Genomic DNA, 21,028 nt, shown 5'->3' with positions numbered 1-21,028 from the left:
GACCACTCCGTTCGGAGGACACCCATGTCCCGCACCCGTTCTCTTGCGCGTGCCCGCGACACGCACACCCGGTCCAGCAGCACCCGCAAACGGCTGTCGCAGAACTTCCTCACCGATGTCGACACCGCACGCATGCTCGTGGCGTCCGCACGTGTCGGGCCCACCGATTTGGTCGTAGAAATAGGTCCCGGCGACGGGATGCTGACTCGGCAACTACTGGGCAGCGCCGGTCGGGTGCTCGCCTACGAGAAGGACCGCCACTATGCGGACCGCCTGCGCACCAGGTATGCGGGCAACGGCCGCATCCGTTGCGTCCACGCCGACTTCCGCGAAATGCGCACGCCGTCCGAGCCGTTCACGGTGGTTGCGAATATCCCGTTCGCCAGTAGCACCGACATCGTCCGCTGGTGTCTGTCTGCGCAGCGGCTGAGCTCCGCGACATTGCTGACCCAACGCGAATTCGCACGCAAGCATTCCGGCGACTATGGGCGGTGGACGAAGCTCACCGTCACCCATTGGCCAACTGCGACAATCGAATTGGGGGCCACTGTCGATCGCCGGAAGTTCCGACCCGTCCCCGGCGTCGACGCGGCGGTGCTGCGGCTCGTCAGGCGGCAGCAACCGCTGCTCACGCCGGAAGCGATGGCCGATTACCGTCGCATGGTCGAGCTCGGCTTCGCCGGTGCCGGTGGTTCCTTTGCCTCGTCCCTCCGGCGCGCCTTCCCGAACAAGCGTGTGCGCACGGCGTGCGCACACGCCGGGATAGCCGCCGATCTGCCGGTGGGATTCGTACCGCCGGACAGTTGGCTCGCCGTTTACCAGGCGCTGAGGTAGCAACTTCCCGGCTCAACAGTCCGCCGATGTGGCGCAGCGGCGATACGACGCGCAGATGGCGCACCCCGCTCCGCCGGTATCGGGGGCGACGGTCACCCCGGACCGATCGCCGAATATTTCACGTGGGGTCGCCGAGGTCGTCGAGCGCTTCGCCGAGGCGTGGCGGGCCTCGGACACGCCACCGGACCTGCCCGCGTACCTTCCGGACTCCCCCGCCATCCGCCGGGTGTCGCTGATCGAGTTGATCAAGGTCGATCTCGCCAACCGGTGGATGCGAGGGGCCGAGCCGAAGCGGCTGTCGCAGTATGTCGAGGATCTGCCGGAGTTGGGCACCTGGCCGTTGCCGCCGGATCTGATCTACGAGGAGTTCCACGTCCGCAGGCGGGCAGGCAGTTCGGTGGAGGTCGCCGAATACACGGCCGCGTATCCCGAACAGGCCGACCAGCTTTCCGAAATGCTGGCCACCGACGACTATCGCAGTACGCTCGTGGCCGGGGCAGCCGAGCCTGCGAACCTCGACGATATCGAGGTCGGTCAGAAGATCGACGACTTCGACCTGATGGGCGGCCTGGGGCGCGGCGCATTCGCCAGGGTGTTCCTGGCTCGGCAGCGAACGATGCAGCGCCTGGTCGCAGTCAAGATTTCGCAGGACAAGAGCGCCGAGCCGCAGACCTTGGCGCAGCTGGATCACGACTACATCGTGCATGTGCAGACCTGCTTCGCTTTATGGGCTCTTTCGGGGATCGTCGTGCCGGTCTCCGTGCAGCTGTCGGGCAATCAGCTCAGCGCTGAGGCGTACGTACATTTCTTTATCACCCAGATCGTCTGCGGCGCCATCGCCATGGCCTACCCGTACTTCCTGGTCACCTTCTATGCCGTGCGCAGCCTGTACCCGATGTTCCTTCCGCACGGCGGGCTCGGCGCCCAGGACGCGCGCCAGCTGGAACAATTGGACCGAGCCAGCACCTATTTCCTCGTCGTCGCGGCCGCCGTTCCGCTGCTCGGTGTCGCGGGCGCAACTTTCATTCCGCCGCAGGACCTTCCCGCAGTGATCATCGCCTTGCGTGTGTTGTGCGTCGCCAGCACCTTGGCCTTCGTCGGCGTCTACTGGCTGTTCCACATGCTCGAGCAGGATCTCGCGGCGCTACAGCGCATCGTCTCGCGCGGTTGATCTGCCAGCTCGGCTGAATCAAAGTGCGTAAGTCAACCCCCGACACGTTACTGATGGATTGCCAGTAAGTCTGTCTCAGACGAACCCTCCCGACATCCGGCCGAAGCCTGCACAATGTGATCGAGAACGCCGCCCGGACAGTCATGTCCGCGCGGCCGAACATGGGGAGACACGAATGAGCTCGAGAACCGACCTCGAACGCGAACTGGGTGGGCCGCTTTCGGCCCTCGATCTACTCTCCGACCAGGAGACCACGGAGCTGTTGACGATGTTCCGTACGGCACAGCGGATCGAGACCGAGGGATTGACCGAAGCGGTGGACAAGGTGGTCGGCGCGCTGCCGTGGCCATTGCGCACCGCGGCCAAGAAGATCATGTTCGGGAATGCACTGGGCTGATGACGGACTTGGTAACCAAGGCCCAGATCAATCTGCTGGCCAGAACTTTGCACGTGCAGGCCGAGAGCCTTGCACACCTCGAGAAGCTCGGCGCGGAGCAACTGCACGATCTACAAGAACGCATGGCAGGCATAATTTTCGATCAGAACAACGCGATCTTCGAGCGACTCAGCGCGCTGGTTCCGATCGTGCCGCTGCGCATCTCGCTGCCGCTGGTGACGCGAGTCGTGCCGCCGACGATGGCGGGCCGGGCGGCGGGCGCGGTCGGGGTCGACCATCCGAAGAAGGCCGCCGAGGCAGTCGGCATGTTGGATGTCTGCTATGCGGCGGACTGCGCGCCCTTCATGGATCCGCGCAGCGTCGGACAACTCGCCGACGTCGCTCCTCCCGGCCCGGTCATCCGAATCACCAACGAGCTGTTGCGTCGTGGCGACTACATCACCGCGGGGCCGTTGCTCGCCTACGCGACACCGGAATTGATCCGAGCCGTCGAGCAGGGCGTGCACGATGACGAGGCGCTCATCCGGTCGGCCGCGTACGCGTTCTCCGGCGCAAACGTCAGTGCCATAGTGCGAGAACTGCTCACCGGACCCGCCCAACGGATTCCGCGCATCGTCGCCACCGTGCTCGCCGGCGAGATCGATCTGCGATTGGCCGCGCTCTCGACGTTCGCCCGCTGCGACGAGGACGTGATCGCCGCGGTCAGCGACATCCTGTTCGACATCGGTTCGACCGGGGCGATCACCAACTTCGCCAACTCCGCCATCGAGGCGGGCGCGGTGCCCGACATCCTGACGTTCATCGGGCATTTCAGCCCGGCAGCGCTGGACAGCCTGGCCGCCAACCCGTTGACGGCCGACGCAGCGGCGATGGCATCGCTGGTTGCCGGGCTCGACGAGCGTGCCGAGGCCGCACTCTGGCGCGGACTGCTGAACCTGGTGGAGCGCGCCACGCCCGATGTACAACGCCGAGTCGCACGGCATTTCACCGAACTGACCGAACCCACCCTCGCGGCGCTGCCCGTCGTCGCAACGACGGCACACCTGTGGCCGACGCTGCTGCGAGTGCTGGCCGCGGCGGAGATCCGCACTCAGACGCACATCGGTGCGGTGTGGTCGAAGCTGCCCGCCGCCGACCGCGAGAAACTCGAACGCCGAGTCAGCGACCTGGCGCTCGACACCGAACTGGCCACCCTCACCGGCGCGCTCGACAGCTAAGGCCGGTGCCTAGACCGGCGTGTAGTCCCGGCTGCCGATGTAGCCGGGCCGCCGCACGGGCGCGGCAAACGGTTCCACCAGAGTGTTCTCCACGCTGTTGAATACCAGGAAGATGTTCGAACGCGGGAACGGGGTGATGTTGTTCGACGACCCGTGCATGACATTGGAGTCGAACAGCAGCGCCGATCCGGCGGCGCCGGTGAACTGGGCGATCCCGCACCGGTTGGCCAGTGCCGCCACATCGGCCCGGCTCGGCACGCCGATCTCCTGTTCCTGCAACGACTCCCGGTAGTGCTCGGCGGGCGTACTCCCGGTACAGGGCACGAAGGTACGGTGCGAGCCGGGCATCATCATGAGGCTGCCGTTGATCGAATAATTGTTGGTGAGCGCGATCGACAGGCTCACCGCGCGCGGCACGGGCATCCCGTCCTCCGCGTGCCAGGTTTCGAAATCCGAATGCCAGTAGAAGCCGGCGCCGCGGAAACCCGGCATGTAGTTGACTCGGCTCTGATGCAGATAGACCTCCGAACCCAGTACCTGCCTGGCCAATCCGGCGACTCGTGACTCGCGCACGAGCTCGGCCACCGCCGCACTGAGCCGATGCACCTCGAAGATCGAGCGCACCCGGTTCGACGACTTCTCCACGATGACACGGTCGTCGCCGTACAGCGCCAGATCTCCGGCGAGGCGGTCGATTTCGGCGCTGAAATCGGCCACCTCACCGGGAGTCAGTATCGCGTCGAGGATCGCGAACCCGTCGGCGTCGAAGCTCGCCAGTTCCTGGTGCTCGATCCGGCCCCATACCGTCGGATCAGGGCGATCCAGGTGCGGCGCAGGCCCGCCGAGCCGGGTCGGGTAGCGATCAATGATGCGAGTGTCAGTGTGCGCCAACACTATTACAGATTCCTTTCACACCGCGTTGGCAGCGACAAGCGGGTAGACGCCGTTGCTGTCGTGGACTTCCTGCCCGGTCACCGGCGGGTTGAAGACGCACATCATCCGCATCTCGGTGCGCGCGTGCAGCCGGTGGCGCTCGTGCTCGTCGAGCAGGTACATCGAGCCGGGTTCGAGTTCGTAGGTGACGTCGTTGTCCAGATCGATGAGCGTCCCCTCCCCCTCGATCAGCCACACGGCTTCCACGTGATAGCGGTAATGGAATTCGTGCTCGGTACCCGCGTCGATGGTGGTCTCATGGAAGGAGAAACCGACGCCGTCACCGCCGAGGACGATGCGCTTGCTGCGCCAACCCGTCCCCGCGACATCGCGTTCGGTACCGGTGATGGCCGCGGTGGTTCGTACGATCATCTCAGCGACCCCCGATGGTGTCGATGGCCGTGCTCAGCAGATCGAGGCCGAGGTCGAGTTCCTCGTCGCTGATGGTCAACGGGGGCAGCAACTTCACTACCTCGTCCATGGAACCGGAGGTTTCCACCAGCAGCCCGCGCTCGAAGGCGACCTGGCAGACCTTGCTCGCCTGGGACGGGTCGTCGAACACTACGCCCTGCACCAGCCCACGCCCGCGCAGCGAGACGCCGGGGATCTCCGCAGCCAGCCTGCCGAGCACCTGCTCGATCCGTTGGCCCTTGGTCTCGGTCGAGACCTGCAGTGCGCCGTCGGACCAGAAGTGTTCCAGCGCCACCTGTGCCGTGACAAAGGCCGGGTTGTTGCCGCGGAAGGTGCCGTTGTGCTCACCCGGCGCCCACTGGTCGAGTTCCGGCTTGAACAGCACCAGCGCCATCGGCAACCCGTAGCCGCCGATCGACTTCGACAGCGTCACGATGTCCGGAGTGATGCCTGCGACCTCGAAGGAGAAGAACGGCCCGGTCCGCCCGCAGCCCATCTGCACGTCGTCGACGATCAGCAGGATCTCCCGGGCGGCGCACAAGCCGGCCAGGTGGCGCAGCCATTCCGGGCGTGCCACATTGACGCCGCCCTCGCCCTGCACGGTCTCCACAATCACCGCGGCCGGGCGATCGAAGCCGGACGACGTGTCGTCGAGCACGCGCTCCATCCACTGGAAATCAGCGGTGGTGCCGTCGAAATAGCCGTCGTAGGGCATCGGCGTCGCGTGCACCAACGGCACGCCCGCACCCGCACGCTTGGCGGCGTTGCCGGTCACCGACAATGCGCCGAGCGTCATGCCGTGGAAGGCGTTGGTGAAGCTGAGGATGGTCTTGCGGCCGGTGATCTTGCGCGCGAGCTTCAGCGCTGCCTCGACCGCATTGGCACCCGTCGGGCCGGGGAATTGAACCTTGTAGTCCAGGCCGCGCGGCGCGAGGACGGTGTCGCGCAACGTCTCCAGCAGCCGCCGCTTGGCCACCGTCGACATGTCCAGTCCGTGCGTGATGCCGTCGCTCGCGATGTAATCCAGCAGCGGCTGCTTGAGCACCGGATTGTTGTGGCCGTAGTTCAGCGCGCCCGCGCCCGCAAAGAAATCGAGGTAGTCCTTGCCGTCCTCGTCGCGCAGCCAGGATCCTTTAGCGGTGGTGAATACCGTGGGCCATGCTCGGCAATATCCACGAACATTCGATTCGAGTTCTTCGAAAATGGTTGTTTCAGCGGTAATCATCGGCGATCCTCCTGCGTGGTACGGGCGGTCGGGGCGATTCGATAGAGATCTTCTGCGGCGTGGCTGTCCGGGAAGACTCCCGGTTCGAACAAGGGGCGCTTGGTGATTCGCCCATCGCGGCGGCGTGCCACCGCCGTGAACATGGCGATGGATCCGGGGTTGTCCGGTGCGATGGTCGTTTCCAGCACCGAAACTCCAGCTTCGGCGACGGTGTCGAGCAACTTGTCGAGCAGCGCGGCACCGATGCCGCGCCCCTGCTGGGCCCGCTCGACCGCCACCTGCCAGACGAACACCGTGTATGGCGCCTGCGGACGGACATAGCCGATCACGAAACCCACGACCCGGCCGCCCACTTCGGCGACCACCGAGGTGCCGGGGAAGTCCCGGCACCAGAGCAGGTAGGCATAGCTGGAATTGGTGTCCAGCACATGGGAATTCTTCGCGATCCGCCAGATGTCGGCCGCGTCGCCGACCCGCGGCGCGCGCAGCACAACACGCGCTCCCGGCGCGGAACTCGCTGCGGCCGAGGGTGACTCAGCATGTGGTCGATCGATTGTTGCGGTGGACAGTGTTGGCAGTGACATACATCTCCCAGGTTGGGTCTGCAGTACTTATCCAGGCTTACGAATCAACTTTGAGGTGATCCGGTCGAGTTGTTTACGGTCGTGTTACGAAAAGGTCACAGAGACTCGCCGGCGAGGCCGGGCAACCGGAGGGCGAACCGGGCACCACCGCCCGGCCGGTCAAGGCACTCGACCCGACCGCGATGCGCGGACATCGTTTCGGCGACCAATGCCAGACCGATGCCGGTGCCAGTCGCCGAACTGCGACCCGACCGCATGGTCACGAAGCGCTCGAAGATACGACCACGATCCGCCGCGGGCACACCGGGCCCTGCGTCGTCGACGGTGATCACCGCGTCGCCGCCCTCGCGGCCCACGGTCACCGCCACAACGCCGCCGCCGTGCCGGTCGGCATTCGCCAGCAGATTCACCAGGGCTCGTTCCAGCTCGAGTTTGCGGCCGCGCACGGTCACGTCCTCGACTACGGTCAGCAGCTCCGGTGCGTGCCTGCTGCCGGTCAGTGTGTGGGTCAGCAGCTCGCGCACCGATAACGGATCGGCGTCGCCGCGGTGCATACCCGCCTCGGCGCGGGCCAAGGCCAGCAGATCGTCGAGCAGCCTGCGCAGGTGATCGACCTCGTCGGTGACCAACCCCAGCGCCCGGCGCGGACGCTCCGGGAACTCGCCACTGTGCCGATTGAGCACGTCGACGCCTGCCATCAGGGTGGTCAGCGGGGTGCGCAATTCGTGGCTGACATCGCCGACCAGGCGATGTTCACGTTCGATCCGCCGCTGCAGCGAGTCGACCATGGTGTTGAACGACCCGACAGTCGTGGCCAGATCCGGGTCACGGGTCTCGGGCAGCCGGGTGGTGAGATCACCGGCCGCAATCCGAGCGGCGGTCTTGGAGACCTGCTGCAGGGGGGTGAGTACCCGCTTGCTGGCCCACCAGCCGACCGCGGCACCGATCAGGGTGGCGACCAGCGCACAGCCGATCAGAACATTGCGCAGCAACTCCAGATCGGACTGCAGATCGCCGGCCGCGTAGCCCTGTGTCTGCGGCCGCTGTGCCTCCAGGTAGCTGCGGCTGATGGCGAAGACCGAAATCACCAGTACCAGGGACATCAGCGCGGTAATCGCGGCGAACGCCGCCACTACCCGGGTGCGCAGGCTCCAGCGCTCCGGATCGAATCCGAATGCGCGCCTGGATTCCGCCGCAGAGTGCCACCGTTCACCGGCGGAGTGCTGCCGGTCAGCAGCGTGCTCCCAGCGCTCGGGCGCGAACTGCTCCCGATCAGCGCTGCACATCTAGCCGGTAACCGAGCCCGCGCACCGTCACCACGATGCGTGGGTCGGACGGATCCAGCTCGATCTTGGTGCGCAACCTGCGCATATGCACGTCGACGATCCGCTCGTCGCCGAAAAAGCCGCGGTCCCATACCCTTTCGAGGAGCAGGGTACGGCTCAGCACTCGGCCGGGAGTGTCGGCGAGTTCGCACAACAGCCGGAACTCGGTCAGCGTCAACCCGATCTCTTCGTCGCCACGGCGCACCGCACCGCCGTCGGGGGCCAGGACCAAGGGCGCTTCCGGGTGCGCGTCGAGCACTACTTCCTGCGGGGTGTCCCGCTCCGCGGACAGCCGCGCGCGCCGTCGCAGCGCCCGCATCCTGGCGGTGATCTCTTTGATCTCGAACGGCTTGGCGACGAAATCGTCCGCACCGGCCTCCAGCGCCGCCACGACGTCGTGAGTATCATCACGCGCGCTGACCACGATGATCGGCACGTCGTGTTCGCGCCGGATCTCCCGGATGCAGTCGAAGCCGTCCATGCCGCCGAGCATCAGATCGACGATCATCACATCAGGGACGCCATTGCTGCGCAGATGGATGAGCGCGTCCTCGGCTTCCTCCGCCTCTGCGACGTCGTAGCCCTCGTCTTCCATGGCCAACCGCAGTGCACCACGCACACGATTGTCATCTTCCACGATCATCAGGTTCGCGCTCAAGACCCTCATCCTTTGCAGACACGCGTGGAGCGTGCCGCGACGCGGAGAATCGCATCCCCATACCGACGCGACAGTTTCCGCACTTCGAGCAACTTGCCGAACACACAATTACCCGGACCGACCGTTCGATAAACGTCGCGGTTCTCGGTCAACGATGTGTACAGCGGCCACCAGCCTGCTCATGTATGCGGCGGCGGCGCAAGCTGGGCGTGATGTCCGACACAATCATGCGTCGACTCGGACGGGTCATCCGACCACGCGATCCACGCCCTCCAGCCGGTTGAAATTACTGAGCGATCCATCCGCCCACTGCTCCTGATACAGGAAGCTCAAACCTCGGGCGTCGAAGTCGGCGAACCATTCGTCCCAATCCACCGGCTGCAGGACGGCACCGCCGTACCCGGGGAAATCCAGGCGCAGTACACCGAGGTGCCCGTTGTAGGCACTGCCCGGCATGGTCGCAGGACGCGCGCCACGCCGCTCGGCCCACCGTCGAATGACCTCGTGATCGGTAGTGATCAGCGCGCGACCCGGCCGCGCGGGCCGGTCGGTGGGAGAGGAGATTTCTTGCGCTTGTTTCAGCAACCGTGAACTATCCGGAGCGGTGTGCACGTTCCGGGTGCCCGGTCGTCGCTGATAGTTCATGACGACCTCCTGCGCTGTAGGCATCGAAATCCGACTACTGTCTGCGTACCCCTTGGTCGCATCCGGCAAACCGATGCCACAGCACGACGAAATACCTTCGTGAGCAAGGCAACTCGGAGGCATTCCGAAATTGTGCTCAATCGCGCAAAGCCTGTTCGCGCAGCACCTTCAGCGTGCGCGACAGAATGCGTGACACGTGCATCTGGGAGACGCCGAGATACTCGGCGATCTGGTTCTGGGTCTTCGACTCGAAGAAACGCATGATCAGCACCCGGCGCTCCCGCTCGGGCAGCTCTGCGATCAGCGGCTTCACCGCCATGAAATCTTCCACCAGGTGGTAGGAGGACTCCTCGGCGCCGAGGCTTTCCAGTAGCGGCAACAGCGCATTGTCGTTGTCGTCACCGGCCAGCGCGTCGATCGAGGACGACTGATAGGCGTTGCCCGCTATCAACGCCTGGGTGACCTCCACCAGGTCCACTTCGAGTTCGGCGGCGATCTCCCTTGCCTTCGGAATTCGACCGAGTCGCTGCGCGAGGGCCTCGACCGCAGGTCCGATGGTCAGCTGAATCTCCTTGACCCGCCGCGGAACTCGTACCGCCCAGGTGTTGTCGCGGAAATGCCTGCGCACCTCGCCCATGATCGTCGGCACCGCAAAGGCCAGGAACGACGATCCGCGATCGATGTCGAAACGATCGGTCGCATGCACCAGTCCGAGCCGCGCCACCTGCAGCAGATCGTCGAAAGCCTCGCCGCGCCCGGCGAACCTGCGGGCAATGTGCTCCGCCAGGGGCAGGCAACGCTCGATCAATTCGTCCCGCAGCGCTTCCCGGCGCGGGTCTTCGGAGTCCAGCGCGGCGACCTTCTCGAAGAGCGGCTCGATATTGTCATAGCTGTCGCCCGGCGATCTCGATTCACCAGGCATCCGAGGCACCTCGTACCCAGCTGAAGTCGACTGCGGTCGGATATCCCGAGACTACGCTGTCGAACGGGGACTGCACCGCGGCGATGGAATCGGTCAGGGTGCGCACAATATGCCAGCCGAAGCCCGCGTGCGCCACCACTGTTTCCGCCGCCGCGATCGAGGCGACGTGTACGAACATCTGCGTCTGGTCATAGCTGAACTCACAGTCGATGGTCGAGCCCGGCACCGCGTCCAGGATCAGCGAAGTGGCCACCTCGTCGAGCGCGAGCCGGATATCGGTCACTTCGTCGAGTGCGAAATCCGCAATCATCGCCACGGTTTCGGCGAGCGCGCGCAGCATCGTCAGCTGTTCCAATTGCGCAGGCACCTGGATCCCGATCGTTGTCGTCTCCACCGAATCGCGCTCCTTCCGGGATCGTTCGAACAGGTACCCGAGGGTTCAGGGTCGAAACCCGTATTCGCTACTCGCTTTTCGCCATCGCCACGGTGCGACGCCCCAGGCCGCGGCGAACAGGACCGCTACGACCGCACCCGCAATCGCACCCTCGGTGGTGCCCTCGACGACGTCGACCACCAAAACCAACGCACCGATCAGCGACGCACCGAGCAGGGCGATACCGACCATCGCACACTGGTGCGCCGCCGCGACCACACTGCCCAAACGGTGCCGCCGGAACAGAATCCGATGCCAGGACACCGGTGCGACAAGGAAAATCATCGCGGCGACAGCGGCCGCAACGGTGGCGAGATAGAGTAGCCGCAGCGGGTGCGACAGCGTGGCAAACCCGGCCTGGAACGGCAAAATCAGCAGCGATCCAATGAGGAACTGCACGCCGGTTTGGACCACACGCAATTCCTGGACCAGGGTGTTCCAATTCCGGTCCAGCTGCTGAGTCTCAGTTTCCCCACGAGGGTTCCGATCCGAGGCGTGATCTTGTGCGGCCACGAACAGCTTCCTAGCTCTACCGTTCGCATACCCAGGTTCCCAGCGCATACACACCCCGCTCCGGGGTATTCGGACGAATGCCCCTGTTCGACGGTTCGACCTGAAAGGACACATTATGCCCGGCGAACCGAGCGATTCGAGCCGAAACAACGACATCGACCGGCCCGAACACGATTTTCCGGACGACTCACGCACCACAAGAACCCATGCCGGTGAATCTATAGAAGATACCCGCAACTGGCCGGGAATCATTCTCTTCGGCATCGGAATCGCCTTGCTCGCGCTCACCCTGACCGCCGCGGGATACGGATTTGCCGGCTGGGCGGTTATCGACGGTATTGCGTGCATCCTGTGTCTGGGAATAGGTGCGGTGTTGGTGACCGCCGAACACCGGCGGGTCGAGAACCAGGAAGGGCTCGTCCGCGGCGAACCGCACGGCCATTGATATCCATTTCGTCAGGAGAATCCGACATGAGAACAACCGAACGACCGAGCAGGATGGCGATCGCCGCGTTTGTGGTCGCCGCCGCGGCCGCCCTGTTCACCAGCGGCTGCGACGAGGCGAAGAAGGCAGTCAACGCGGGTGGTGACACACCGTGCAATGAGTTCGTCGCGCAGGACAAAGACAAGCAGCGCATCACCGTGACCAAGTTCCTCGAGCAGGAACGCAGCGACAAGTCCGCACCGACGAACGACCGGGCGATCGACGCCGCGATTGCGTCCATCGAATTGATGTGTAGGGCCCAGGCCAATCCGGATACGCCGATCAGGAAGGCCGATCTGACGGGCATATTCGTTCCCAAGTAGGCTGATACAGTCGAAACAAAAGGGTTGCCGGACGAAACTCCGGCAACCCTTTATGTATTCAGCGATGGAATCTTCTACGAAGGACCGACTCGACTACTGGCCGCGTTGATACGCGCGCTGACGCTGTTCGTCCAAAGCGGCTTCGGCACGTTCCTTTTCGGCGGCGGCCTCCTTTTGCGCAGCTTCGCGCTGAGATTTCGCCTTGTCCTGCTGAGCCTTTCCTTCGTCCCGCAGGTCGTCGTTTCCGAAAACGGCTCCTGCGGCCTCCTTGAACTTTCCCTTGACACCTTCGACAGTGCCTTCGACAGCTTCGCGGGGACCACTGTTGTGTTCGGACACGATATCTACCTCCGAAATATCGGTTATCAGGTGGACACTCACCGCATACCCGCTACCGATGAGATCAATCGGAAGTCTCGATTTTCGAAAGTAATCGTGGTCACAACAACTCTCGGCGGTTTGCGCATGAAGGCAACGGGTATCGCCTCGGCGGAACGGTATGACACAACGCAGAGGAGCACACCATGGAATCCGCGACGGTACCTCCCATTCCCGATCCCGATCCGTTACCGGAGCCAGGGTCACCGCCGCCGATACCGGAGCCGGGAGAACCGGTTCCGCCCGCACCCGACCCGGTGCCGCCGCCGGTTCCGGAACCACCGCCGGTGCCGGGTCCGCGGCCAACCGAACCGCCACCGCCCATTCAGTGAGCGGCAGTCACCAGTGTCAGCGGTTGTCCGAACTCCGCACCCAGGTGAAGTCCACAGCGGTCGGATACCCGGACACTGTCTCGTCGTAGTGCTCCTGTGTCGTGGTAAGGGAGTCGGTCAGCGTTCGCACGATGTGCCAGCCGAAGCTGTCTTCGCCGACTGCTGGTCGCGCGGCCCCCACCGAAGCGACATGGACACGCATCTGGTTGTCGTCGTAGCGGAATGCACAGTCGAGAGTGCTGCCCGGCACGGCGTCCAGGATCAGCGAGGTGGCCACCTCGTCGAGCGCGAGGCGGATGTCGCCGACCTCGTCCAGCGCGAAATCCGCGATCAACGCGACGGTTTCGGCGAGGGCGCGCAACATGATCAGCTGCCCGAGCTCGGCGGGCACCCGGATACCGATGGCCCTCGTTCCCAACGCTGCTTGCGAAATCGGTTTCGCCATGCCAACCACCACCTTTTCTTGCCGTCACCGAGCGGGTCGCTTCGTTCGACACCAAACGACAGCCCGGGCCCTGTCGGCCGATCCTTGCTTATCGGGCGATCACGGGTGCGACGGATAGCCAGCGGCACGCGCATGGACCGGCTACCCGGTCCATGCCGCTCGAAACCCCTGGTCTTGTCGGAAACCTGATTGGTGTCGTGGTGGGATGACGCTGCTCAGCGCCCGCCTGCCGATCCGCTCGGCGGGATCCGGGTGTGCACAGTCAGCAGCAGGTGATCGAACTCCGTACGAAGTCCTGTTGTGGAGTGCACCATCGACCGCAGATCGGCGACCAGCTGGGTGGCCAGGGCACGCAGTTTGGTGTTGGTCTCCTGGGAACGCCAGCTCAGCACCCGGAATGCCTGTTCGGCGCTGATGCCGTAGACCAGAATCAACGCCCCCTTCGCCTGTTCGATCACTGCCCGCGTCGCGTACAGCTCGGGCAGGGTGTCGTCGAGGGTCTCCCTGCGGTGTTCCTCGATGGTGTGCGTGACGTCGATGTAGTACCCCGACGTGCCGATCACCTCGTTCTTGTCGTCGACCATGCGGTCGGCGACGACGATCACGTGGTGGACATCGCCCTCGGTATCGACGATGCGGTGGCTGCTGCAGAACGGCTCGGCGGTCTCAACGGATTTGGCCAGCGCGCTGGCCACCTGTGCTCGGTCGTCGGGATGCTTGTGGGACAGCAGCAGCTCGGTGGTCGGTTCTATCTCTCCGCAGACATATCCGTGCATGCGTGCCACCTCATCGGACCATTCCCACTTCTGGTCGGCGAACAGGAAGTGGAAATAGCCGGCATTCTGCGGCGTGCCTGCACCGATCACGCGATCGAGCGCATGCGCGCCTTCGGGGGACAAACCGCTCTCCGTCACAGAGCAAGTATGTTCCGCACGCCTCGCGGCTGCGACTGAATGGGCTTCTCCGACTATCGCTCGGCGCGTCACGCATCCAATGCCGCGCGCATCGTCCCTACCACCGGGCTGCGCCCGCACGCACCGGGAGACGTCACCGCGTAGGCTCGATCGCCCCCAACAGCAGCCACCGATTGAGCGGTACTTCTCCGGGTAATCGGAACGCGACGCCACCATATCGGCATCATCCGATATCGAGGAGGAGAAGTGAATCGGCTCAGTATTGCAGTGCGGATCGTCTTGTCCGCCGGACTACTCACCGCCGGTGCTCAGCTCGCGGCATGCTCGGGCAACGGCGAACCCGATCTGGCGCCGGCGACGGCGACGACGAACAGCATCTCGATCTCGATTCCTGCGCCCTCGAGTTCTTCGGGTGCGCCCAATACCGACGAGATCACCCCTGCGGCGGCCACCCAGCTCTGCGACATGATTCGACCAGAGGTCGGCACCTGGCGCGATGAGGGCACCGTGCTCGGCAAGATTTCGTTCAATGGCACCGTGCACAATTGGGCAGCCCGCAACGGCGGCCTCAACGACGTCGTCATCGCCAACCGCAAGATCATCGACACGATCACCCTCGAACATTGCCCCGATGTCCGCCAGCAGGTGCTCGATGCCTTGGATATTCCGGACCTCGCGTCCGGGCTTGCGGGTTTCAACTGATCCGGCTGCCGGTCACCCCCGTTATTGCGCGCCACGGACTCCTGGTACGAAACAGGGAGGTGAAGACATGACAACCCGACATCAACAGAATGTCGTGAATCTCTTACATGCACAGCACAAGCGAATGACCGAGCTGATCGAGGAAATCCTGTCGTCGGCCGGCACCGAGAACAGTGCTGCCATCCGAGAGCTCATGCGACTGATCGCGGTGCACGAGGCCACCGAGGAAGAATGGTGCAACGCAGCGCATGCTGGGCATCTGGACGAACGAGGTTGCCCGGTTGTGAGACCGGGCAACCTCGCGGTCGATCAGGGCGTTACTGCTGTCGCGTCCGTTCCCGCAGCTCTGCCAGATCTGCCTCGGCCCTTGCCTTTTCGGCTTCGGCTTCCTTCTTCGCCGCGTCACGCAGCGATGCCGCCTTTTCCTGCTGGGCTCGGCCTTCGTCCCGGAGATTGTCATTGCCGAGAACGGCTCCTGCCGCTTCCTTGGCAGTGCCCTTCACGCCCTCGACGGCACCTTCGAAACCTTCGTGTGGTCCGCTCTTGTGTTCGGGCACGGTATTTCACCTCCAATAATTGGATGATCAACAGTGACCGCATACCCGGCGTCGGCCGGTCTAATCGACACGCATTGCAACGTTTCACGGCACCGATATCGGCTATGCCGGGAATATGACGCCACTCTGGTTGAACGACGCCAAGGTGCCGGCGCGACTGCGGCTGACGCCGGGACTCCGCTTCGACACCGTCACGGCGGCGGCTTAACCGGTCTGGTGACCGCGTTGCTGCTGGCCGAGAGCGGCGTCGAGGTGGCGGTGGTCGAGGGTAGACGCCTCGGGGCAGGCACGACCGGCGCAACCACTGGAAAGGTCAGTCTGCTCCAAGGAACTCGCGCGCAGCGCATCGCCGCGCGGCATTCCGATCGAACGGTGACCGAGTACGTCGAAGCCAATCGCGCCGGACAGCAGTGGCTGCTGCGGTACTGCGAGGAACACGCGCTGCCCGTCCAGCGGGTGCATGCCCTCACCTACGCTCAGAACGAGTACGAAATACCCGCGGTGCGTGCCGAACTCCAGGCCACACGGGCGGCAGGCCTCGACACCTATCCCGTCGACGATCTCGACGTACCGTTCCCCTTCCACGGTGCGGTCGGGCTCGCCGACCAGGCACAGCTCGACCCGATGGCGTTGCTCGCGACGTTGGCCGCCGATGTCGAGGCGCATGCCGCACCGATCTTCGAATCCACCATCGCCCACGGCGTTCACCACCGCGACAACGACGATCTCGTCATCGACACCGAACACGGCGAACCGCCGCGGTGGTCCGGCGCCCTCGCCAGCTGGCGCCCCGCCGAACTCAAAGCAATCCCTTCGGCGGCACAAACCAACAGCGCCGTCGCGCTGCGCCTTTCGACCGGTTGGCTACGCGTGGCCCGATCCGGCTACGGCCCGATCCCCACCGAAGGCTGTGGCCACGTCGAACGCCACGGCCTCCAACCCACAGCCGTCAGCACTGTCGACGGCAAAACCACCGAAGTCTCCGCCATCTGTCCCCACCTCTACGGCATAGTCCGCTGGAATGACGCTGAAAAGTCCTGGGACTGCCCCCTCCACGGCTCGCGCTTCACCGCCGACGGCACTCTCCTCGACGGCCCCGCAACCGCCTCCCTCCCTCTGATCTCCGGGCCCGCCGCAGTACCGGTCACCGGCCCGCCTCGAGGTGGGCCGACGACGGTGTTGCCCGAAAAGATCTAGGCGGTGCCGCTTTCGGCCTGCGTGTGGCGCATAGGTTGCTGACGGCTATTCGAGCACGGGTTCGGCGCGAGCGAGGATCTGGTCGACGGACTGTTCGATCGTCAGATCGGAAGTGTCCAGCCATAATCCGATGCGCGGTGTCGTCGCACGCAATCCCGTGTCCAGATCCTCGACGGTGAAGGCACCGTAGGCGACCTTGTCACGCCCCGCCTCGCGCACCGCGACAATGTCCGGCCGTGGTGCGAGCACCACGACATACAGTGGCCTGGTCCGGATCTGATCGACAAACCACGGCAGCTCATCACCGAGCACGACGTCTTGGACGATCGCGGTGAAACCCGCTGCCGCATAAGCGTCGGCCGTGTCCGCGGCCAATCCGTATCGCAGCCGCAGCTGCGCCAGCGCGTCTTGTGACGGTTGCGGACTCATCTCCGCCCGCCCACCGACGACGAACCGCCGGAACGTGTCGCCACGCACGTGTGCCGAGAGTGGGAACCGCTCGGCCAGCGCCTGCGCGATCGTGGACTTCCCGGCGGCCTGAATACCGGTGATCAGATATACCGCGGATGCCATGCCGCCATGATTGCAGTTCGGTGGTCCAGCCCGATCTACCACCCTCCACCCAGCCGAAACAGGATTCGGCCCCCGCCGATGAGAGAACGGTTCGAGATGGCGCAGACCTGCACGATCGCAACGTATTCCGAGCCGTCCCCGATCACCGACCTCGGGCGTGTATCGGCGCCCACCGACTCGATGCCGGCCTGGGGTTGTGCCTGTCAAGATCGGACTGCCACGCAAACCTTCCCGAATTCGTAATACTCTCTGTAGGTTTCACTTGATTTCCCGGTCCGGGATAGCTGTCGAGGGCGGAATTGCGTTCCGCTGCCGGCGATCCTCGTAGCCAACCGACCGCATCTCAGCGACCGCCGGGAGCAGCGCGATGAATCCCATTCGGAGGCGCGCGACGCTCGCCATCTTCCGCCGGGCCACGAACCAGCCGACGACGAGGGCCGGAACCATGACGAGCACTGTCGTGAGCACTGCCCACCGTTGGACCTCGTCATCGTTCGTCGCCATCAGTGTCACAACTCCGGCAAGGAACACAAGTGTGGCAATACCGGTGAATGGAGACCCCGGCAGCCGGAACGTAGGGCGCACGGCCCGGCCGGTGCGCGACCAGCGCCACAGCTGCAGCTGGCTGAGCACGATCACCGACCAGCATGTGATGGTGCCCAAGGCCGACACGTTCAGCACGATCTCGAACGCTTTCTCCGGCACGACTGCGTTGAGTGCGACCCCGAACAGTGCGATCGCACCGGTCGCCAGAATCCCGACGAAGGGCACGCCCCTGGTCGACATCCGGAACATGATGGCCGGCGCGCTGCCATTAGTCGACATCGACCGCAGGATCCGGCCGGTCGCGTAGAAGCCGGCGGTGAGGCTGGAGAACGCCGCTGTCAGCACCACCACATTCATCAGCGCCGCGGCACCGCCGAGGCCGAGCTTGGAGAAGAAGGTCACGAAGGGGCTCTCACCCGCCTTGAAACTGGTGTACGGCAGCAGTAGGGCTAGCAGGACCAACGATCCCACATAGAACACCGCTATTCGGGCGATGATCGAGTTGATCGCGCGCGGCATTATCCTGGCCGTGTCCTTGGCCTCCCCCGCCGCCGTCCCGACCAGTTCCACCCCGGCATAGGCGAAAACCACACCGGTAGTGACCATAACGAGCGGCAATACGCCGGTGGGAAACAATCCACCGCCGTGCTCGACCACGCTGACACCGGTTTCCTGGCCCTGAATCCGGAACCGGCCGACCAGAAAGACCGTTCCCGCCATCAGGAATGCCACCAGCGCAACGACCTTCACCAGCGCGACCCAGAACTCCAGCTCACCGAACCATCTCACCGACACCATGTTGATGCTCAGCACCAGCATCAATGCGACGAATGCGATCACCCATTGCGGAACACCCTGGAAGGCTCGCCAGTAATGGAAGTAGGTGGCTATGGCAGTGATGTCGACAATTCCGGTCATGCACCAGTGGAAGAAGTACATCCAGCCGATGCCGAATGCGTACTTCTCACCGAAGAACTCGCGCGCATACGACACGAACGACCCCGATGACGGGCGGTGCATCACCAATTCACCGAGAGCACGCAGAATGAAGAAAGTAAACATTCCGCACACCGCGTACACGATGAACAAACCGGGGCCCGCATTCGCCAGGCGGCTTCCTGCGCCGAGGAAGAGACCCGTGCCGATAACGCCGCCGATGGCGATCATCTGCACTTGGCATGGTCGGAGGCTCTGGCGGTAGCCGACGTCTTCGGTCCGCAACGAACCTGTCGCTTGCGAGTCTTCACCGGAACGAACTGTGGTCATGGTGGGAAGCCCTTCACCCCGAACAATCGGATCGCTCCCGAATGTACCGCTAGTCAACGGACCATTCAACGGATTCCACAATATGCCGTAAATCTGCCTTCAAAACCTCTTTCCCCCCAGAGATGCTCCCCAAACGCCTTCCCGAAGACCCGACTCGACGAATCTCGCCGCTGGTCATCGGGCCGTTAGATACGGAATGATCGGTACCTTGGCCTGGGATGACACCGGTCCGACCCATGCGCCGACGCTGCTCCACCGCTATGTCAGCAACACAACGAAGCTCGAGCAGCATTCGGATCGCGGTCACCTCGGCAGTTCGGGCCCGAGATCGCCGAGTCGCTCCCCGTCCCCCGAGCTCGACACGTGCGCTTCCAATCACCCGAAAGAACCACCGGCCGTCGCGATCACGCCACAATCAGCGAAATTGTTGTCGCACAACACGATCCGAACGCATCGGGTACTGTCCTACGGCACGTGTTCGTGAACGGGACAGTTGCTCAGGATTTTTCGTCACACTTCGGAATCGAGGCAAACGATTGAACCACAAGCTCTGGTTGCTCGGTCGGGTGGCCACAGTCGGTGGTTATGTGCTGCGCGAGAAGATCACCCGACCGAAGGCCAGGAGCGTCGACGATGTCTCCGCCTCAGGTGCCGCGATCACCGCCCAATGGCTGACGGCTGTTCTGTGTCGCGATGTCGCCGATGCCGAGGTCGTCGCGTTCAGCACCACCAACGGCGGCAGCGGCACGTCCACGCGGGCGGCGATTCGCGTCGAATACAACGAAGCAGGCACACAGGCCGGTCTGCCGACCGAACTGTTCGCGAAGACCACCACGTCCTTCAGCCAGCGATGTTGCTCGGTGGCGGAAAGATGATCGACGGCGAAACCCGCTTCTTCATGGACTTACGCCCCCAGGTCGAGCTGGAGGCCCCGCTCGGCTATTGGGGCGCCTTCGATTCGTCGTCGTGGCGGTCCATTGCGCTGATGGAAGACGTTGCCGCAACTCGAGGCGCGGTGTTCATCGAGCCGAACGCCCCGATCGCCCGGAACCAGATCGAAGATCTGGTCCGCAATCTCGCCCGACTACACGGCACCTTCTGGGAGCATCCGTCGATCGCTACTCTGAAGAACCCCAATGATTTCCTCGCCGCCATCCGGTCCTCGATCGATATGAAGGGTCGCTGCGCGGTCGGCATGGAGCGAGCCAAAGCGGTGATACCCGAGACCCTCTACGGTCAGAGCGAACGGTTGTGGGCCGGCGTCGAGCGGGCGATCGACATCGCGACCAACGATATGCCGCAGACGTTGCTGCACGGCGACCCACACATCGGACAGACCTACGTGACCAGCGACGGCCGCATGGGATTCGCCGACTGGCAGGTGGTGATGCACGGCGGCTGGGCCCATGACTTCGCGTATACCGTCAACTCGGGATGCGAGCCCGAAGACCGGCGCGCGTGGGACCGCGAACTACTCGAGCTCTACCTCGACGAGCTCGCACGCGTCGGCGGCAAAGCGCCCTCCTTCGACGATGCCTGGCTGGCCTATCGGCAGCAGTTCATGTTCGCCTACGCGGCCTGGGCATTCACCATCGGCCGAGCGGCATATCAACCCAAGATGCAAACGGACGAAACCTGTTTGACGTTGTTGAAGCGAATCGCCACCGCCCTGGACGATCACGATTCGCTGGGCGCCCTCGGCGTCTGACGAACCGCCGCCCGACTCGGTCATCGGACAGAGCAGTACCCGCCGCCGCCGGGTGCTGCTCTCGATCGAGTCGGGACGACAAGTTTCACCGCACACCACACACCGGCTATCGGCCGATCTAGCTGGTCGGACCAATGTTGCCACGCATGGGCGTTCGATATCGAACGTGTCGCTATACCATCGAGCGGTTCCGGCCGGAACCAGGAACCGCGCTCCCCGGCGCTGCGCCTCGGCACAGAATCCGTCCCACCCGCAGTGCACACGAATTGTATGGAGTTCCATCCTTGAGTACGCCGCCGTCGCAAATACCCACCCAATCCTGCCCGGTCTACCAC

Annotated in this window: 26 protein-coding genes; 10 read left to right on the top strand and 16 right to left on the bottom strand. The window is 64.2% G+C overall.

Annotation, left to right across the window (positions count from 1 at the left end; genetic code table 11):
• Nucleotides 1–24 precede the first annotated feature (24 nt).
• The 4 genes from erm (at nucleotide 25) to ACLMAL_RS37740 (ending at nucleotide 3,619) form a co-directional block, all read left to right on the top strand.
• Nucleotides 25–834, top strand: a complete 810-nt coding sequence (gene erm / locus ACLMAL_RS37755; protein ID WP_412003440.1) for a 23S ribosomal RNA methyltransferase Erm — start codon at nucleotides 25–27, stop codon at nucleotides 832–834.
• Between the two features lie 55 nt (nucleotides 835–889).
• Nucleotides 890–2,005, top strand: a complete 1,116-nt coding sequence (locus tag ACLMAL_RS37750) for a hypothetical protein (protein ID WP_412003448.1) — start codon at nucleotides 890–892, stop codon at nucleotides 2,003–2,005.
• A gap of 175 nt (nucleotides 2,006–2,180) precedes the next feature.
• The gene (locus ACLMAL_RS37745) at nucleotides 2,181–2,402 is read left to right on the top strand and encodes a hypothetical protein (RefSeq protein ID WP_406230643.1); all 222 of its coding nucleotides are present in this window, start codon (nucleotides 2,181–2,183) and stop codon (nucleotides 2,400–2,402) included.
• Nucleotides 2,402–3,619, top strand: a complete 1,218-nt coding sequence (locus tag ACLMAL_RS37740) for a hypothetical protein (protein WP_412003439.1) — start codon at nucleotides 2,402–2,404, stop codon at nucleotides 3,617–3,619. The genes ACLMAL_RS37745 and ACLMAL_RS37740 overlap by 1 nt, the downstream gene beginning before the upstream one ends.
• A gap of 9 nt (nucleotides 3,620–3,628) precedes the next feature.
• On the opposite strand, the gene thpD is transcribed toward ACLMAL_RS37740, so the two are convergent.
• The 10 genes from thpD to ACLMAL_RS37690 all read right to left on the bottom strand — a co-directional run bounded on the left by thpD (nucleotide 3,629) and on the right by ACLMAL_RS37690 (nucleotide 11,268).
• Nucleotides 3,629–4,516, bottom strand: a complete 888-nt coding sequence (gene thpD, locus ACLMAL_RS37735) for an ectoine hydroxylase (RefSeq protein WP_412003447.1) — start codon at nucleotides 4,514–4,516, stop codon at nucleotides 3,629–3,631.
• A 12-nt stretch (nucleotides 4,517–4,528) separates the two neighbouring features.
• The gene (locus ACLMAL_RS37730; protein WP_412003438.1) at nucleotides 4,529–4,924 is read right to left on the bottom strand and encodes an ectoine synthase; all 396 of its coding nucleotides are present in this window, start codon (nucleotides 4,922–4,924) and stop codon (nucleotides 4,529–4,531) included.
• A gap of 1 nt (nucleotide 4,925) precedes the next feature.
• Complete coding sequence (gene ectB / locus ACLMAL_RS37725) at nucleotides 4,926–6,188, bottom strand: diaminobutyrate--2-oxoglutarate transaminase (protein WP_328401990.1); 1,263 nt, start codon at nucleotides 6,186–6,188, stop codon at nucleotides 4,926–4,928.
• On the bottom strand, nucleotides 6,185–6,772 hold the full coding sequence (ectA, locus tag ACLMAL_RS37720; protein ID WP_412003437.1) for a diaminobutyrate acetyltransferase: 588 nt from the start codon (nucleotides 6,770–6,772) through the stop codon (nucleotides 6,185–6,187). Before ectA ends, ectB begins: the two co-directional genes overlap by 4 nt.
• Before the next feature lie 95 nt (nucleotides 6,773–6,867).
• Nucleotides 6,868–8,058 (bottom strand): ATP-binding protein, encoded by a 1,191-nt coding sequence (locus ACLMAL_RS37715; RefSeq protein ID WP_412003436.1) that lies wholly within the window; start codon nucleotides 8,056–8,058, stop codon nucleotides 6,868–6,870.
• Nucleotides 8,045–8,755: a response regulator transcription factor gene (locus ACLMAL_RS37710; protein WP_328401996.1), complete on the bottom strand. Its 711-nt coding sequence runs from the start codon at nucleotides 8,753–8,755 to the stop codon at nucleotides 8,045–8,047. Before ACLMAL_RS37710 ends, ACLMAL_RS37715 begins: the two co-directional genes overlap by 14 nt.
• 246 nt (nucleotides 8,756–9,001) lie before the next feature.
• A complete protein-coding gene (locus ACLMAL_RS37705) occupies nucleotides 9,002–9,400 on the bottom strand; it encodes a hypothetical protein (protein WP_412003435.1) in 399 nt (132 codons plus the stop codon).
• Between the two features lie 136 nt (nucleotides 9,401–9,536).
• Nucleotides 9,537–10,322, bottom strand: coding sequence for an RNA polymerase sigma factor SigF (locus ACLMAL_RS37700; protein WP_412003434.1), 786 nt, complete (start codon nucleotides 10,320–10,322; stop codon nucleotides 9,537–9,539).
• Complete coding sequence (locus ACLMAL_RS37695) at nucleotides 10,312–10,716, bottom strand: ATP-binding protein (RefSeq protein WP_412003433.1); 405 nt, start codon at nucleotides 10,714–10,716, stop codon at nucleotides 10,312–10,314. The genes ACLMAL_RS37700 and ACLMAL_RS37695 overlap by 11 nt, the downstream gene beginning before the upstream one ends.
• Nucleotides 10,717–10,761: 45 nt before the next feature.
• The gene (locus tag ACLMAL_RS37690) at nucleotides 10,762–11,268 is read right to left on the bottom strand and encodes a DUF6328 family protein (RefSeq protein WP_412003432.1); all 507 of its coding nucleotides are present in this window, start codon (nucleotides 11,266–11,268) and stop codon (nucleotides 10,762–10,764) included.
• Between the two features lie 115 nt (nucleotides 11,269–11,383).
• Between ACLMAL_RS37690 and ACLMAL_RS37685 the strand changes: the two genes are divergently transcribed.
• Both ACLMAL_RS37685 and ACLMAL_RS37680 read left to right on the top strand, forming a co-directional pair.
• Entirely contained in the window at nucleotides 11,384–11,713 is a 330-nt protein-coding gene (locus tag ACLMAL_RS37685) for a hypothetical protein (protein WP_412003431.1), read from the top strand.
• 26 nt (nucleotides 11,714–11,739) lie between these two features.
• Complete coding sequence (locus ACLMAL_RS37680) at nucleotides 11,740–12,075, top strand: hypothetical protein (RefSeq protein WP_412003430.1); 336 nt, start codon at nucleotides 11,740–11,742, stop codon at nucleotides 12,073–12,075.
• Nucleotides 12,076–12,168: 93 nt separating this feature from the next.
• Here ACLMAL_RS37680 and ACLMAL_RS37675 read toward each other — a convergent pair whose 3' ends face one another.
• From ACLMAL_RS37675 to ACLMAL_RS37665, 3 genes are all read right to left on the bottom strand, one after another.
• Nucleotides 12,169–12,414: a CsbD family protein gene (locus ACLMAL_RS37675; RefSeq protein WP_412003429.1), complete on the bottom strand. Its 246-nt coding sequence runs from the start codon at nucleotides 12,412–12,414 to the stop codon at nucleotides 12,169–12,171.
• 387 nt (nucleotides 12,415–12,801) lie between these two features.
• Nucleotides 12,802–13,230, bottom strand: a complete 429-nt coding sequence (locus tag ACLMAL_RS37670) for an anti-sigma factor (RefSeq protein WP_328402010.1) — start codon at nucleotides 13,228–13,230, stop codon at nucleotides 12,802–12,804.
• 215 nt (nucleotides 13,231–13,445) lie between these two features.
• The gene (locus ACLMAL_RS37665; RefSeq protein ID WP_412003428.1) at nucleotides 13,446–14,144 is read right to left on the bottom strand and encodes a PAS and ANTAR domain-containing protein; all 699 of its coding nucleotides are present in this window, start codon (nucleotides 14,142–14,144) and stop codon (nucleotides 13,446–13,448) included.
• A 246-nt stretch (nucleotides 14,145–14,390) separates the two neighbouring features.
• Here ACLMAL_RS37665 and ACLMAL_RS37660 point away from each other — a divergent pair, with 246 nt between their 5' ends.
• Nucleotides 14,391–14,846, top strand: coding sequence for a hypothetical protein (locus tag ACLMAL_RS37660; protein ID WP_412003427.1), 456 nt, complete (start codon nucleotides 14,391–14,393; stop codon nucleotides 14,844–14,846).
• Between the two features lie 317 nt (nucleotides 14,847–15,163).
• Here ACLMAL_RS37660 and ACLMAL_RS37655 read toward each other — a convergent pair whose 3' ends face one another.
• Entirely contained in the window at nucleotides 15,164–15,403 is a 240-nt protein-coding gene (locus ACLMAL_RS37655; RefSeq protein WP_412003426.1) for a CsbD family protein, read from the bottom strand.
• Between the two features lie 216 nt (nucleotides 15,404–15,619).
• Here ACLMAL_RS37655 and ACLMAL_RS37650 point away from each other — a divergent pair, with 216 nt between their 5' ends.
• Nucleotides 15,620–16,600, top strand: a complete 981-nt coding sequence (locus ACLMAL_RS37650; RefSeq protein ID WP_412003425.1) for an FAD-dependent oxidoreductase — start codon at nucleotides 15,620–15,622, stop codon at nucleotides 16,598–16,600.
• A gap of 45 nt (nucleotides 16,601–16,645) precedes the next feature.
• Here the strand turns inward: ACLMAL_RS37650 and ACLMAL_RS37645 are convergent, their stop codons facing one another.
• Nucleotides 16,646–17,173, bottom strand: a complete 528-nt coding sequence (locus ACLMAL_RS37645) for an AAA family ATPase (protein ID WP_412003424.1) — start codon at nucleotides 17,171–17,173, stop codon at nucleotides 16,646–16,648.
• 258 nt (nucleotides 17,174–17,431) lie between these two features.
• On the bottom strand, nucleotides 17,432–18,985 hold the full coding sequence (locus ACLMAL_RS37640) for an amino acid permease (protein WP_412003423.1): 1,554 nt from the start codon (nucleotides 18,983–18,985) through the stop codon (nucleotides 17,432–17,434).
• 536 nt (nucleotides 18,986–19,521) lie between these two features.
• Here ACLMAL_RS37640 and ACLMAL_RS37635 point away from each other — a divergent pair.
• Together ACLMAL_RS37635 and ACLMAL_RS37630 are read left to right on the top strand one after the other, a co-directional pair.
• Nucleotides 19,522–19,860 carry a hypothetical protein gene (locus tag ACLMAL_RS37635; protein WP_412003422.1) on the top strand — a complete coding sequence of 113 codons (339 nt, stop codon included), beginning with the start codon at nucleotides 19,522–19,524 and terminating at the stop codon, nucleotides 19,858–19,860.
• On the top strand, nucleotides 19,857–20,693 hold the full coding sequence (locus tag ACLMAL_RS37630; protein ID WP_412003421.1) for an aminoglycoside phosphotransferase family protein: 837 nt from the start codon (nucleotides 19,857–19,859) through the stop codon (nucleotides 20,691–20,693). The genes ACLMAL_RS37635 and ACLMAL_RS37630 overlap by 4 nt, the downstream gene beginning before the upstream one ends.
• The last annotated feature ends 335 nt before the right edge of the window (nucleotides 20,694–21,028 follow it).

It is taken from the genome of Nocardia sp. CWNU-33 (assembly GCF_046764895.1).
Lineage (GTDB): Bacteria > Actinomycetota > Actinomycetes > Mycobacteriales > Mycobacteriaceae > Nocardia.
This window is presented reverse-complemented; position numbering and strand designations above follow the sequence as displayed.

Bases quoted from the DNA above. Each gene is read 5' to 3' on its own strand.
- ACLMAL_RS37715 (WP_412003436.1), bottom strand. From the start codon at position 8,058: ATGTGCAGCGCTGATCGGGAGCAGTTCGCGCCCGAGCGCTGGGAGCAC.
- ACLMAL_RS37750 (WP_412003448.1), top strand. From the start codon at position 890: ATGGCGCACCCCGCTCCGCCGGTATCGGGGGCGACGGTCACCCCGGAC.
- ACLMAL_RS37670 (WP_328402010.1), bottom strand. From the start codon at position 13,230: ATGGCGAAACCGATTTCGCAAGCAGCGTTGGGAACGAGGGCCATCGGT.
- ACLMAL_RS37640 (WP_412003423.1), bottom strand. From the start codon at position 18,985: ATGACCACAGTTCGTTCCGGTGAAGACTCGCAAGCGACAGGTTCGTTG.
- ACLMAL_RS37705 (WP_412003435.1), bottom strand. From the start codon at position 9,400: ATGAACTATCAGCGACGACCGGGCACCCGGAACGTGCACACCGCTCCG.
- ectA (WP_412003437.1), bottom strand. From the start codon at position 6,772: ATGTCACTGCCAACACTGTCCACCGCAACAATCGATCGACCACATGCT.
- ACLMAL_RS37680 (WP_412003430.1), top strand. From the start codon at position 11,740: ATGAGAACAACCGAACGACCGAGCAGGATGGCGATCGCCGCGTTTGTG.
- ACLMAL_RS37645 (WP_412003424.1), bottom strand. From the start codon at position 17,173: ATGGCATCCGCGGTATATCTGATCACCGGTATTCAGGCCGCCGGGAAG.
- ectB (WP_328401990.1), bottom strand. From the start codon at position 6,188: ATGATTACCGCTGAAACAACCATTTTCGAAGAACTCGAATCGAATGTT.
- ACLMAL_RS37685 (WP_412003431.1), top strand. From the start codon at position 11,384: ATGCCCGGCGAACCGAGCGATTCGAGCCGAAACAACGACATCGACCGG.
- erm (WP_412003440.1), top strand. From the start codon at position 25: ATGTCCCGCACCCGTTCTCTTGCGCGTGCCCGCGACACGCACACCCGG.
- ACLMAL_RS37745 (WP_406230643.1), top strand. From the start codon at position 2,181: ATGAGCTCGAGAACCGACCTCGAACGCGAACTGGGTGGGCCGCTTTCG.
- ACLMAL_RS37730 (WP_412003438.1), bottom strand. From the start codon at position 4,924: ATGATCGTACGAACCACCGCGGCCATCACCGGTACCGAACGCGATGTC.
- ACLMAL_RS37740 (WP_412003439.1), top strand. From the start codon at position 2,402: ATGACGGACTTGGTAACCAAGGCCCAGATCAATCTGCTGGCCAGAACT.
- ACLMAL_RS37700 (WP_412003434.1), bottom strand. From the start codon at position 10,322: ATGCCTGGTGAATCGAGATCGCCGGGCGACAGCTATGACAATATCGAG.
- ACLMAL_RS37630 (WP_412003421.1), top strand. From the start codon at position 19,857: ATGATCGACGGCGAAACCCGCTTCTTCATGGACTTACGCCCCCAGGTC.